Source organism: Rhodoferax ferrireducens (assembly GCF_049302455.1).
In the GTDB taxonomy this organism is placed as follows: Bacteria; Pseudomonadota; Gammaproteobacteria; order Burkholderiales; family Burkholderiaceae_C; genus Rhodoferax; species Rhodoferax ferrireducens_B.
Genome location: NZ_JBAQMD010000079.1, coordinates 1 through 13,022 on the forward strand (window position 1 = coordinate 1; position 13,022 = coordinate 13,022).

Annotated in this window: 11 protein-coding genes and 2 pseudogenes; 5 read left to right on the forward strand and 8 right to left on the reverse strand. The window is 58.3% G+C overall.

The annotated features are described in order from the left end of the window. Nucleotides 1-498: pseudogene (locus WA157_RS13920) on the forward strand (sodium-dependent transporter); the annotation flags it as partial. 12 nt (nucleotides 499-510) lie between these two features. Here the strand turns inward: WA157_RS13920 and WA157_RS13925 are convergent. From WA157_RS13925 to lptF, 8 genes are all read right to left on the reverse strand, one after another. Further along, nucleotides 511-1,593, reverse strand: a complete 1,083-nt coding sequence (locus WA157_RS13925; protein ID WP_422621542.1) for a PQQ-dependent sugar dehydrogenase — start codon at nucleotides 1,591-1,593, stop codon at nucleotides 511-513. Between the two features lie 180 nt (nucleotides 1,594-1,773). Further along, complete coding sequence (locus tag WA157_RS13930) at nucleotides 1,774-2,925, reverse strand: pyridoxal phosphate-dependent aminotransferase (protein ID WP_422621533.1); 1,152 nt, start codon at nucleotides 2,923-2,925, stop codon at nucleotides 1,774-1,776. Between the two features lie 58 nt (nucleotides 2,926-2,983). Beyond that, nucleotides 2,984-3,565: an ORF6N domain-containing protein gene (locus tag WA157_RS13935; RefSeq protein ID WP_422621534.1), complete on the reverse strand. Its 582-nt coding sequence runs from the start codon at nucleotides 3,563-3,565 to the stop codon at nucleotides 2,984-2,986. A 133-nt stretch (nucleotides 3,566-3,698) separates the two neighbouring features. Beyond that, nucleotides 3,699-6,605, reverse strand: coding sequence for a class I SAM-dependent DNA methyltransferase (locus WA157_RS13940; RefSeq protein ID WP_422621535.1), 2,907 nt, complete (start codon nucleotides 6,603-6,605; stop codon nucleotides 3,699-3,701). A 173-nt stretch (nucleotides 6,606-6,778) separates the two neighbouring features. Continuing rightward, complete coding sequence (locus tag WA157_RS13945) at nucleotides 6,779-7,732, reverse strand: CysB family HTH-type transcriptional regulator (RefSeq protein ID WP_422621536.1); 954 nt, start codon at nucleotides 7,730-7,732, stop codon at nucleotides 6,779-6,781. 76 nt (nucleotides 7,733-7,808) lie between these two features. After that, the gene (locus tag WA157_RS13950; protein ID WP_422621543.1) at nucleotides 7,809-8,180 is read right to left on the reverse strand and encodes a sirohydrochlorin chelatase; all 372 of its coding nucleotides are present in this window, start codon (nucleotides 8,178-8,180) and stop codon (nucleotides 7,809-7,811) included. A 34-nt stretch (nucleotides 8,181-8,214) separates the two neighbouring features. Further along, complete coding sequence (lptG, locus tag WA157_RS13955) at nucleotides 8,215-9,321, reverse strand: LPS export ABC transporter permease LptG (RefSeq protein WP_422621537.1); 1,107 nt, start codon at nucleotides 9,319-9,321, stop codon at nucleotides 8,215-8,217. Continuing rightward, a complete protein-coding gene (gene lptF, locus WA157_RS13960; RefSeq protein WP_422621538.1) occupies nucleotides 9,318-10,439 on the reverse strand; it encodes an LPS export ABC transporter permease LptF in 1,122 nt (373 codons plus the stop codon). Before lptF ends, lptG begins: the two co-directional genes overlap by 4 nt. Nucleotides 10,440-10,574: 135 nt before the next feature. On the opposite strand from lptF, the gene WA157_RS13965 reads away from it, so the two are divergent. The 4 genes and pseudogenes from WA157_RS13965 to WA157_RS13980 form a co-directional block, all read left to right on the forward strand. Continuing rightward, nucleotides 10,575-12,014 (forward strand): leucyl aminopeptidase, encoded by a 1,440-nt coding sequence (locus tag WA157_RS13965; protein ID WP_422621539.1) that lies wholly within the window; start codon nucleotides 10,575-10,577, stop codon nucleotides 12,012-12,014. 16 nt (nucleotides 12,015-12,030) lie between these two features. After that, nucleotides 12,031-12,465, forward strand: coding sequence for a DNA polymerase III subunit chi (locus WA157_RS13970; RefSeq protein WP_422621540.1), 435 nt, complete (start codon nucleotides 12,031-12,033; stop codon nucleotides 12,463-12,465). Beyond that, nucleotides 12,465-12,767 carry a hypothetical protein gene (locus WA157_RS13975; protein WP_422621541.1) on the forward strand — a complete coding sequence of 101 codons (303 nt, stop codon included), beginning with the start codon at nucleotides 12,465-12,467 and terminating at the stop codon, nucleotides 12,765-12,767. The genes WA157_RS13970 and WA157_RS13975 overlap by 1 nt, the downstream gene beginning before the upstream one ends. A gap of 125 nt (nucleotides 12,768-12,892) precedes the next feature. After that, nucleotides 12,893-13,022, forward strand: a pseudogene (locus WA157_RS13980) (branched-chain amino acid ABC transporter substrate-binding protein); the annotation flags it as partial.

Sequence of the window (13,022 nt, forward strand, 5' to 3'; positions counted from 1 at the left end):
GCACTGGTCTTTATCACGATTCCGGCGGTGTTTTCCCAAATCCCGATGGGGCAGTCGCTGATGGTGGTCTTCTTCGTGTTGGCGGCGATCGCCGCCACGGGCGCGATGCTGTCGCTGATGGAAGTGCCGGTGGTCATCTTGCACGAGCGTTTGGGCCTGTCGCGCCCCAAAGCCACGCTTTTGACCGTTGGCTTGCTGGTTGTGCTGGGCTCCAGCTGCGCGCTGAGCAACAGCGCGTTGGCTGACTTCAAGCTGTTCGGGATGACCATGTTTGACTTGTTCGACTTCGTCTCGTCCAACATCATCCTGCCCGCCGGGGGCATTTTTATTGCGCTGTTTGTCGGCTGGGTGTGGGGTGTTGACAAGTTCAGCCGCTCACTGACCAACCACGGTCAACTGCACAAGCAAAAGTTGGCACAGGCGGTGTTTTTCTTGCTGCGCTATGTCTCACCGGCGTTGATCCTGGTCGTGATGCTCAAGGGCTTGAAGTTCTTCTGACCTGACGCTGTTTCAATTGGGCAACAGCCTGATCAAGCGCCCGCGCACCTCATCCGTCAGAACATACAGCAAGCCGTCCGGCCCCTGGCGCACATCGCGGATGCGTTCACCCAGATCGGCCAGCAGCTTGTGCTCGCGCACGACTGTTCCTTTGAACGGCTCTGACAGCTCGATGCGGTCCAGGTAGCCAAACTTCAGCGAGCCGACAAACAGGTTGCCGACCCAGGCATGGCCATAACGTTCGCTGGTCAGAAACGCCATGCCCGAAGGGGCTATCGACGCCGCCCAGTAGTGCAAGGGCTGCTCCATGCCCTGTTTGGCGGTGATGCCGGCGCCAATGGGGCCGCCGCCATAGTTCTCGCCATAGGTGATCACCGGCCAGCCATAGTTGCGGCCGGGCTGAATCAGGTTGATTTCGTCGCCGCCTTGCGGACCGTGCTCGTGCGTCCACAGCGTGCCGTCGGGGGCAAGGGTGGCTCCTTGGACGTTGCGATGGCCGTAAGACCAGATTTCGGGCAGGGCACCGCTGCGACCTGCAAACGGGTTGTCTGCGGGCACGCGGCCGTCCTTGTGGATGCGCACGATCTTGCCCAAGTGGTTGTCCAGCTTTTGTGCGTCGTCCTTGCGCACAAAGCGTTCGCCCAGTGTCAGAAACAGCATGCCGTCGGCTTTGCCGTCGTGTTGACTCTGCACGACGCGGCAGCCAAAGTGGAGGCTGCTCGCCACCTTGGGCTTCTGGCTGAAGATGACCTTGACCTCTTCCAGCCGTGTGCGGTCGTCCGACAGGCGCGCGCGGGCCAGGGCGGTGCTGTTGCCGGTCTGGCCGGGCTCGGAGAAGCAGAAAAACAGCGTGTGATTGCGCGCAAAGTCGGCGTCCAGCAGCAGGTCAAGCAAGCCACCTTGCCCTCCTGCCGCGACCGTGGGTACGCCGGCCAGCGCGGCACCCACTTTGCCGTTCGCTTCAATCACCCGCATGCGCCCCGGTCGCTCCGTCACCAGGTAGCGGCCTTCGGGCAGGAATGCCACCGCCCACGGGTTTTGCAGGCCGGAGGCCACCACCTCGGGGCGCACCGTTTGGGCGCCAACTTGAGCCATGGGGGCCAGTATCAGCAGGGCAACGACGCAGAGTGACTTGATGACATGTGACACGGCAGCCTCCTGTTTGACGAGAACAGGACATCATCGTAGCCGGTGGCGAATAACCCGTGTTTCAGCCCAAAATTTATACAAAACAAGGCTCTAGCCCCCGTGTAATAAGGACAATAACTCCTATTCTTATAGCGCCTGCAGGCGCTGCAGCGCCGCGTTCAGCGTTTCATCCTTCTTGGCAAAGCAGAAGCGAACCACACGCTGATCAAAGCCATTGCCATAGAACGCGGACAGCGGAATAGCGGCCACGCCAATTTCCGAGGTGAGCCATTTGCAAAACTCGGTTTCGCCCAGCTCGCTGACATCCGAGATGTCCACAGACTGGAAGTAGGTGCCTTCGCAGGGCAGCAGTTTGAACTTGGTGCGCTCCAAGCCCGCGCGAAAGAGATCGCGCTTGTGCTGGTAAAACGCGGGCAGTTCCAGATAGGGCTTGGGGTCGGCCATGTAAGTCGCCAGCCCATATTGCACCGGCGTGTTGACGGTGAACACGTTGAACTGGTGCACCTTGCGAAACTCCAAGGTCAAGGCGGCGGGGGCGGCCACGTAGCCCACTTTCCAGCCGGTCACATGGTAGGTTTTGCCGAAGCTGGAGACGATGAAGGCGCGCGCTGCCAGACCGGGAAAGCGCGAAGCACTTTGGTGTTGCTGGCCGTCAAACACCATGTGCTCGTAGACCTCGTCGCTGATCAGCAAGACGTTGGTGGGCGCGAGAATTTCCTGCAGACGCAGCATCTCATTGGCCGTCCACACCGTGCCGCTGGGGTTGTGCGGTGAGTTGATGATGATGGCGCGGGTTTTCGGCGTGATGGCCGCGGCGATTTTGTCGAAGTCGGGGCGGAACGTGCCCGGTGTCAAAGGCACGCGCACCGGCACGCCGCCAGCCAGAGCACTATTGGGTACGTAGCTGTCGTAGCACGGCTCCAGCACGATGACCTCGTCGCCCGCGTGCACGATCGCCAGAATGATGGTGATGATGGCCTGGGTGGCACCGGCCGTGACGGTGATTTCGCTCGCAGCGCTGTAGTCGCGCCCGTGCAGCGCCCGGATTTTGGCCGCAATCGCATCGCGCAATACCGGCACGCCGGTCATGGGCGGGTACTGGTTCAGGCCTTGCTTCATGGCGTCGGTCACCACATCGACCAGCTTGGGGTCGCAATTGAAATCGGGAAAGCCCTGCCCCAGGTTGACGGCATTTTTTTCCGCCGCCAGCGCGGACATGACGGTGAAAATGGTGGTGCCAACGTTGGGCAGTTTGGATTGGAGCGGTGGGGTTTTCATGGTTGGCTCATTTCATGGGGTTGCGGTTTGCGGTTCGTGCGTGAATCGACTGGTCTTTTTACGGCTTGTCCTGGGGCGTGATGAAGCCGATCGGCCGTTTGGCTGGCTCAGGCGGTGTGGTGAGTTCGCGCAGGGCATCAAATACTTGGCGTAACTGGTTGCGGGTGTTGCGGGCAAAGGTGTCATGGGACATTTCGAGGCTTTCGGTGCTCAGCTCCAGCGCATCCAGGCGTTTGGCCAAATCGCTATGGAGTGAGGCCGCTTGGCGCAGCTGCACGAAGGCGCGCACCACATGCACGGAGACTTCTACCGCTCTTTCGCTACCCAACACCATGGCAGCCATGATGGCCCCATGCTCCGTGAAGGCGTAGGGCAGGTATTTGCGGTGTTGCCCACGGCCCTTGTTTAAGGTCGCAAATTGCGACCTTAAAGATTCCATCTCATCCGCAGTCAGCTGAAACATGAAATCTCGGGGAAAGCGGTTCAGATTGCGTTTGATCTGCTCATTGAAGCGCTTGGTTTCCACGCCATACAAGGCGGCCAAGTCAGAATCCAAAATGGCGCGTTGGTCGCGCAAGGTCCGAATGGACAACGCAATGCCGGGCAAAGCCTGCGCTTCAGAAGGTGGTGTGGTACTCATCGGCCCAAGTCTCCCGTTTATTCGTTTTGAGTGTACTGAGGTGGTCACAGTTTGTGACTGCCTGCACTTTGTCTGCTGCGGTGGTCGCAATCTGCGACCACCTCACCATCGATCCGGGAGAACAGTTCTGTGCTCATGCGGTAGCGCTCATGCTGGTCAGCGCCTCGTAACGCGTGAACAAAAAGGCCACGCGCTCGGCATCGGTCTTCCAGCTTTTTTTGCCGCCGCTCAAAGCGTAGGCGGCGTCCACAGCGGCATCGAGGGCGCGGTGGGCTTTGAGCAGGGCAGCGGGCATGGGCGGGTTGTAGAGGTCGGCCAGCGTGGCGCCCACTTCCAAGGTGCGGGCGTCAAGCACGGCTTGCGCTGCAGTTTCGATAGCTGCATGTGCATGATTGACGGGGGCTAGAGGCTGATTTGGCTTGAAACTTTGGGGAAAGTCGGGCCAGGGGAAGTTGTTGTAAACGATGTTGTTGGAATAGCGGTAGCGACTTTCAAGACGCCCGCAAACGGTCTTGACCCAAGCCATGTGCATGGCAGACATCAGCACGCCGAAGTGATACAGCGTTGCATTTGGCACCGATGTGCACGAGTCACTCAGGATTTCGGTCGATATGCAAAAACCAAGCGGAATGTAGCTGCGGGTTTCTGAACTGTGTCTTGGAATCGCAATGTACTGCGCCGTGGGTTGCCGGACTTCTGCAAACAAGCCAGGGAACGCGGCCAGTGCGCGGGTTTGTTCTTTGGTGCTGGCCGCCCGGAATTTTGTGACTTGCGCCATGCGCTCGCGCACCAGTGGCAACTGCTTCAACTCCGTCGCTTTGACATCCTTTAGCCACAAGCACCAGCGCTGTTTGCCGTGCAAAAATTCTTCTGCACTGATTAACGGACGCACAAACGGCTTGGCTGCGGGCTCGGCGTTGAGGAGCGCCACCTTTTCATCATTCGAGAGCACGAGATGTCCGCCATCGGCGGGCTTGGAGCCGTACATCGCTTCTGGGACAGCGCAGACCGGCTGGCTGCGGTTGCTCAGTACGAAATCCCCGCCTTCGACCAGATAAGGGCTGATGCCTTTTACGCTAGAGATGAAAGGCTCGCCGTCCACCAGGGGGTAGTCTGCCAGCATCGCTTTTGTTGGCTTTTCTGCGCCAAAACCCACGATGACGCAATGCACTGCTGCCCGGCCCGGCGCATCATTCGTCCACTTGAAAGTTCGGTGTGCAAACTGAATGTGCATCCCTTGATGGAGCATCCAGTTCCAAAGCACGCCTGCCTGCTCGCCTTGAGAAATACTGTTGGTGGAAACAAAGCCGCAGCGCACCTTGCGCCGCGCCAGGGTCTCGGCCCGGTCCACGTCACCAAACAGGTCGCCAAAGCCCGACTGGGCACCACCAAACTTCATGTCCTTGAACTTTTTGCGGTCACGGCTGGCGCTTGCTGCAATGCCGGCAAAGCTGTCCGGCGCCGTGGTGATGTAGCGCGCCGCCTTGATGTACCAACCCGCCACGTAGTCCAGGCTTTTTGCGTTGCGAACACCCTGGCAAACCGTGTCCATGTCTTCTTTTTGCTCTGCGCTCATCAAGTGCTTGCCGCGAAACGGCGGGTTGCCCAAGATGTAGTTGAGTTTGGTCGGCGGCACAAAGTCGGCCCAGTCAATGCGCAAGGCGTTGCCGTGGCGGATGTGGGCGCTGCGTTTGAGTGGCACGCGCAGCATGGGTTCGCCAAATTCGGTGCCCGCTTCGACGTTCATCTGGTGGTCGGTGAGCCACATGGCGACTTGCGCCACCTGGGCCGGGAATTCTTCGTATTCAATGCCGTAGAACTGGTCCACATCGACCTTGAGAAAGTCGAACACATGGCCGATGCGGCTGCCAAAGTGGCTGGCCGCGCGCATCACCTCTAACTCCAGCTTGCGCAGTTCGCGGTAGGCCACCACCAGAAAGTTGCCACAGCCGCAGGCCGGGTCAAGAAAGGTGAGGGTTTGCAGCTTTTTGTGAAACTCAAACAGGCGGGCCGCATCGCCTTTGACCTTTTCAAATTCAAAGCGCAGTTCGTCCAGAAACAGGGGTTGAATCAGCTTGAGGATGTTGGTTTCACTGGTGTAGTGCGCGCCCAGTTCGCGGCGACGCTCGGCGGCGTCCAATTCGATCACGCGCTGGAACATGGCGCCAAAGATGGCGGGCGAGATGTTGCCCCAGTTGCGTTGGCACAGGGTGATGAGCTGGCGGCGCATGGCGGCGGTGAAAGACGGCGGGTCAATGCGTTCTTCAAACAGACGGCCATTGATGTAGGGGAACAGGGCAAACTGTTCGGCCAGCGCGCTCTGGCGCGCGGGCGTGTCTTTGTTGAGCGTGACAAACAGGGTGTCAAGCACCGCGCCGACGTTGGAGCCGTCCTCATGGGTGTGGAAGTCAATCAGGTCGTGGAAGCTGTCTTTGGGCTGAAAGATGCCGGTGTCATCGGCAAACAGGCAAAACAGCAGCCGCACCAGGAACACTTCCAGATGGTGACCGCTGTAGCCGTCCTGTTTCAGGGCGTCGTGCAACTCACCCAATGCATCCACCGCCACGCGGTTGATGGCTTCTTCGACCCGGATGCGCTGCTTGCGGTACCCTGCAATGAAATAGAAAAGCCGCAGATTCTTGTCCAGCTCGGGCAGCGTGAAGCGGTGAATCTTGTCTTCGTCCAGGTCATGCAGCTCAAAGTGCCAGAAGTCGCACAGCAGGATGTAGCGCGGCTCTTCGTCGGCTTTGAGGCCGGGGAAGTAATCTTTGGCCTGTTTGAAGGCTTTGACCAAATCCTTGCCGCGGCTTTTGTGCTCGATGAGCAGGGTACCTTTCCACAGCAGGTCGATGTAGCCGTCTTTCTGGTCAATTTTCTTGACGCGCTTCTCGAAGGTGGCGACCTTGCGGCGTTTGATGCCAAACACCTCGAAAAACTCGTCCCAGAAGCTCTTGGCATCGGCGTCTTCGCGTTCGACGTGTTTCCAGTCTTTGGAAAAAGTGCGGGCACGGTTGGCGATTTCTTTCCAGTCGAGGGGCATGTTGCGGTCTGGTTTTGGAGTTTTGAGTCTTATTGGGCTCTAGCCCGCGTTCTATATGCGTTAGCAGCTATTTTTTTTATAGCGACTGCGGGTGCTGGTCTATTCTGCAAGCTTAAAGTGTTGGGGACTGAGCTTGCTCACAACGCGCAAGCTGCGGTCTGTCGCGCAAGGTCTTACAACTCATAGTCATCGACATGACCCAGCATGGCGCGTGCCACCAGATCACGGCTCAGCCGGTCGCTCAGCAATTCGGCAAATTTGTAAACGAAGTTGCGCAGGTAGGCGCCACGTTTGAAGGCGACGCGTGCCACATTCTGGCCGAACAAAAGCCCCGCTGGTCGCACGACCAGATCACTTTTTGCGCCCTCGGCCACCACGTCGCGCACCGACATCTCGGCGGCAATGCCGATGCCCAGGCCCAGGCGCACATAGGTCTTGATCACGTCCGAGTCGATGGCCTCCAGCGCAATGCGGGGCTCCAACTTGCGGATGGCAAACGCATGGTCAACTTTGGTGCGTCCGGTGTAAGACGGGTGGTAGGTGATCAAGGGCTCGCGGGCAATGTCTTCCAGGGTCAGGTGCTCCTTCAGGCACAAGGGGTGGCCCACCGGGAATACCAGCACATGCTGCCACTCGTAGCAGGGCAAGGTCACCAGCTCGGAATAGCCATCGAGCGATTCAGTGGCAATGCCGATCTCGGCCACTTCGTCAATCAGCATCTTGGCCACCTGGTCCGGTGAGCCCTGATGCAGGCTGACATTGACCTTGGGGTAGGCCTGGCGCAGCTTGGCCACGGGTTCCGGCAGCACATAGCGCGCTTGCGTGTGGGTGGTGGCGATCGACAGGGTGCCGCTGTCTTCGGCACTGTATTGCTCACCGATGCGTTTGAGATTGCTCACCTCCCGCATGATGAGCTCGATGCTTTTGAGAACATGCTGACCCGGCTCGGTCACGCGCTTGAGGCGTTTGCCGTGACGGGCAAAAATTTCAATACCCAGCTCTTCTTCCAACTCAATGATGGCTTTGGAGACGCCTGGCTGGGAGGTGTGTAGCGACTTGGCGGCCTCAGTGAGGTTGAGGTTGCGCCGGACTGCCTCTTGCACAAAGCGGAATTGGTGTAAGTTCATATCGAATTTCAACTAAGAATGAAATTTATTATGCCCTACCCAAGTGCATAAAAACGCATCACAGAAGGCCAAATTCTCACGAAAGGGCTATTCGTGCGATCAACTCAATGACTTGTGCGTCCTCTCCGATCGCTGGTTTCAGATCGAACGTCAATTGTGGATGGCTGGCCTGCAGCGCCGCCATCAGCAGCGGCAAGTCGTCTCGTGTGTGCTTGCCGAGGCCAAAAAAGACCGGGACCACCGTGATGGACGTGACACCCAGGGCTGCCAATTCTGTCGCGCTGTCGGGCAGACTGGGAGTCGAGAGCTCCAGGTAAGCGCAGCGCACTTGCACCGCAGGGGCCACGGCGCGCATCTGCTGGGCCACCGCTTCAATCGGCTTGCGCCATAAAGGGTCACGCGAGCCGTGCGCCAGCAGGATGGTGCCGCGCACCACATTGGGTTGCATCAGGATGTCACTCACATTGACCAGTGCGCCGACGTCAGCGCCGCAGGACCAGCCACCCGAACGCCGTCAGGGAAAGCAGCAAATAGATCATGCCCGGCAGCGCCGCGGTTAGCCATGGTTGCCAGTTTTGCAGGTTGCCCATGTAGCCAAAGACGTTGTTGAGCAAAAAGAAACTGATGCCCGCCATGACACCGCCAAAGACATAGGTGGCAATACCGCCCGAGCGAAAGTGCAGGTAGGCAAAGGGCAGGGCGAGCACCACCATGACCAGGCAACTCAGAGGATAAAAAACTTTCTTCCAGAACTCGATTTCGTAGCGCTGAGCCACTTGCGAGTTGGCTCGCAAGTGCTGGATGTACTGAAACAGGTCAATCGTGCTCATGCGTTCGGGTTTGAGCAGTGCAGCCGCCACCATTTCCGCGCTGATCTGGTTGGGCCACCTGAAGCTGTCCAGTTGGGCGCGATCAATGCGTGCCGTGTCGGCACCACGCGGCGGGAACTCGGTTCGACTCACGCGGCTGAGGTTCCATGCGTCATCGGCTCCAAAGTGGGCGCTTTCGGCCTGCAAGGTGGACATCAGGAAACCCTGGTTGTTGAATTCGAAAACCCGCACGCCGCGCATGCTGCCATCCGGCGCCATGGCGCTGACGTTGACGGCATATTGCGCGTTGGTCTGCTGTTCTTTCAGCCAGGCACCGGTTTGACCGACCGTGATGCTGCCCTGGTAACGGGCCTTGAGGAGTTGCGCCGCGCGGTCTGCCGGTGGCGAGAGGTAATCGCCAATGGCAAAGGTCAACAGCACAAACCCAAGGCCCAGCAGCAGCAAGGCCCGCAAGGCGCGCCACGGCCCCAGCCCACTGGTGCGCAATATCGTGAATTCAGAACTTTGGGCGAGGCGCGCCATGACAAAAATAGTGCCAATGAGAACGGCAATAGGCAGCAACTCGTACAAGTGACTTGGAATCATGAGCGCCACAAAGCTCAGGGCCTGCACGATGCGGTAGCCAGCGGCCGAGTAGCGCCCGACAGCCTGGACTTCTTCCACAAAATCAAAGAAGAAAAACAGCGACAGAAAGCCCAGGGTGACGAAGCCCACCGCATACAGCACTTCGCCGTAGATCAGGCGTCGGATCGTTTTCAAGTCGGTGTCTTTCGCAACGTGGAACTCGCCAGGCGTGGCCCGCCCAACAAAGTGCGCCAGCGCCAGTTGTTATGCCCTTTGGCCAGCCAGACGATAGCCACTGCCAAGGCGCCTCCATGCACGGTCGCCAAGAAAGCGCCGAAGCCGAACTTTCCAGAGGCGATCCAGCTTTGGCCCAGGCTCAACAAGTTGTAGTACAAAACGAAGGTAAATAAGGCAAACACCAGATTGGCGCTGCGCCCGACGCGCGGATTGGCGCTCGACACGGCAATGGCGATGATCACGAGATTGACGGCCGCGAAAATCAAACCGAGTCGCCATGACAACTCTGCCAGGTTGGGCAGCGTCTGGCTTTCAAACAAGGCAAGGGTGGGGCGGGTATTGATGGGAACGTAATTGCTGTCGGCGAGAATGTCCACGCCGACCTTGATGCCGTACTCTTCAAATTCGCTGATCTTCAGGCTTGAGGTGCCAATCACGCTCTCCAGACGTTGCCCGTTGCTGAGCATCAGGAATCGGTCCTGTCCAATGGTCTCGATCCAGCCGCGGCGAGCGGACGTGATGGTCTCCTTGCCGTCTTCGTTGGTCGCGATGAACACGTTGTTGCCGGCTTGCTTGCCGGTAGCGTCCTTTTCGACAAAAAATACCCGCTTCCCACCCGCTGACTCCTGAAATTGCCCCGGTTCAATGCGTTCAAGGTCGCCCCGTTTTTCGTACTCAGCCTTCAAGGTCTGGATCTTCTGGTTGGACCAGGGCAGCACCAAGAGGGCCAGCGCTGCGACCATCAGCAAGACCGGCCAGGCAAAGCGGAACAAAGGGCCGAGCAAGGTCGCCAGCCCTTTGCCGCTGCTGAACCAGATCACCATCTCGCTCTCCCGGTACATGCGTGACAAGGTGGCAATGATGGCAATGAACAGGCTCATGGTCAAAATGGACGGCATGTAGGCGAGCACCGTGTAGCCCATGACCAGCATCACGTCCGACGGATTGAAGCTGCCGCGCGAGGCCTGTCCCAGGGTGCGAATCAGCGTCATCGTCATGACCACCGTGGCCAGCACAATCAGCGTCGCACCAAAACTGCGCGCCAGTTCCTTGCGGATGGAAGAATGGAATAACATCGGTTGCGATTTGGTGGGACAGACTGCAGCGTAAAGCGAGCCAACGCTCTCTTCAATTATCGTGAAACTTTGCGGGACCGACTGCAGCTACGCCTGGTGAGCCAGCTCTGTCCTCAACTGATTAAAAGTGTGATTATGAACTTTGAACTTGAAACCCTCGACCTGAACGGTGCAGCCAAGGTGAAGTGCGACGCCCTGATTGTGTTGATCTCTACCTCCTTCAAGCCGGGAAAAGACAATTTATCCATGCTGGTGGCGCAAGCATTGAAAGCGGGCGACCTGGAGAGCAAGTCCGGCAAAGCGCTGGTTTTGTACCGCCCGACCGGGCCGGCTTGCACGCGCGCCGTGTTGGCGCATGTTGGGGAAGGCTCAGCCAATGAGGTCATCAAGGCCGTGAAAGCGGCCGTGTTGGCGGTCAAAGCGGGCAATGTCAAAAAGCTCGTGATTTGTTTTGCCACCTTGCCGCAAGAAGCGCCACTGCGTGCCGCCGTGATCGCCGCCGCCGAAGCCAGCTATGTGTTTACCACGACCAAGTCCAAGCCGGAGGGCCGGGTGATCCAGCGCGTTGTCATCGGCGTGTCGAATTCATCCGGGTTCAAGTTGGTTTTTGATCGGGCCGTGGCCGCAGTCGCCGGTATTGAGTTCGCCAAAGAATGGGCCAACCGACCCGCTAACCACGCCACGCCTGCGCGGCTGGCGGATGCCGCGCGTTCATTGGCCAAGCTTGCGAATATCAAATGTGAAGTGCTGGGCCCCAAGCAGGTGGAAAAGCTGGGGATGGGCGCTTTCATGGCGGTCGCTCAAGGCTCTGAAGAACCGTTGCGCTTCATTGTGTTGCGCTATGACGGCGCACTGAAGTCCGCAGCGCCGACGGTCCTGGTGGGCAAGGGCATCACCTTTGACAGCGGCGGCATTTCCATCAAACCCGCAGCTGACATGGACGAGATGAAGTTTGATATGTCGGGTGCGGCCAGTGTGCTGGGCGTCTTTCTGGCGTTAGCGCAGCTCAAGCCCGCGATTAACGTGATTGGTTTGATTCCTTCTTGCGAAAATTTGCTCGATGGCCGGTCGGTCAAACCCGGCGACGTGGTCACCAGCATGAGTGGTCAGACCATTGAAATTTTGAATACCGATGCCGAGGGTCGCTTGGTGTTGTGTGATGCGTTGACCTATGCCGAGCGCTTCAAGCCGCGCGCCGTGGTTGATATTGCCACCTTGACCGGCGCCTGTGTGATTGCGCTTGGTGGCGTGCGCAGTGGTCTTTTTTCGGCCGATGATGAGTTGGCCGCGGCCCTGGTGTCGGCCGGGGAGTCTTCGCTTGACTTGTGCTGGCGCCTGCCGCTGGACGACGATTACGCCGAAGGTCTCAAAACCAGTTTTGCCGATGTGGCCAATGTGGCAGGGCGCGCGGGTGGCGCCATTACCGCAGCCAAGTTCCTGCAGCGATTTACAGAGAAATTCCCCTGGGCGCACCTGGATATTGCCGGCACGGCCTGGAAAAGCGGGACTGCCAAGGGCGCCACGGGTCGTCCTGTGGCGCTGCTGCTGGAATACCTGCTCACTTTAGCCAAATAAAAAAGTGGCATGACAAATGACTGAGGTGGCCTTTCACTTCAATGCACCCGACCGGGTGGCCTATGCCTGCCGTTTGCTGCGCAAGGCCGTGGCAAGTGGTGCCAAGCTTGTGGTGACAGGTTCGCCGGATGTGCTGCAGCAACTGGATCGCGCCCTTTGGACGTTTTCAGCCGTTGATTTTGTGCCACATTGTTTTCTGGAGAGTGAGTCATACGTCGTTGCCGCTTCGCCCGTGATTTTGTCAACATCCACCCATGCGGTGCCCCACCGGCAGGTGCTCCTCAACCTTGGCCAACTTGTGCCCGAGGGTTTTGAGCGCTTTGAGCGTGTCATTGAGGTGGTTGGTCTGGAGGGTGAAGATCGTCAGTCGGCGCGAAGCCGCTGGAAAAGTTATGCCGATCAGGGTTACGCCATCACACGTCATGATCTGGCTTTGAAAACGTCGTACTGATGAACACAATACCCCGAAATTTGCCTCGTTTTGTACCAACCCTGACGGAGGTGGTAGAACCATCTTCATTGATCAGGGCAGCGCCGTCGACAAGCCCGGACGTTGAGGAAATTATCCAGTCCGTGATGCAGCGGGTCGATCGGGTGCTTGATCGGCGTTTGCGCGAGGATGCCGACGCCATGCTTCGCAACATGATGACGGAACAGCTTCACACCTTGCAGTTGAGTCTTCGGGCAGAACTGGCGCTGGTCGTGCAACAAGCCGTGGCTGAGGCGATGGCGTTGCGGGAAGATGAACATTAGCAAAAGTTATACGGTATTAGCAGACCGGCTTGGTGTCTACCCTATGTTTCTGGCGCAGAAATTGCGTTATCGTGGCGGGTGTGGAGTTATTTAATTCACATTTTTTTTAAATTTTGGAGTTGTCTATGCAAATGAAATTGAAAATTACTATGGTGGCTGCCATTGCTGCTGCCGCCGGTGTTGCCATGGCCCAGGAGACGGTCGTCAAGATCGGGCACGTTGCTCCGATTTCCGGTGCCCAGGCGACTTATGGCC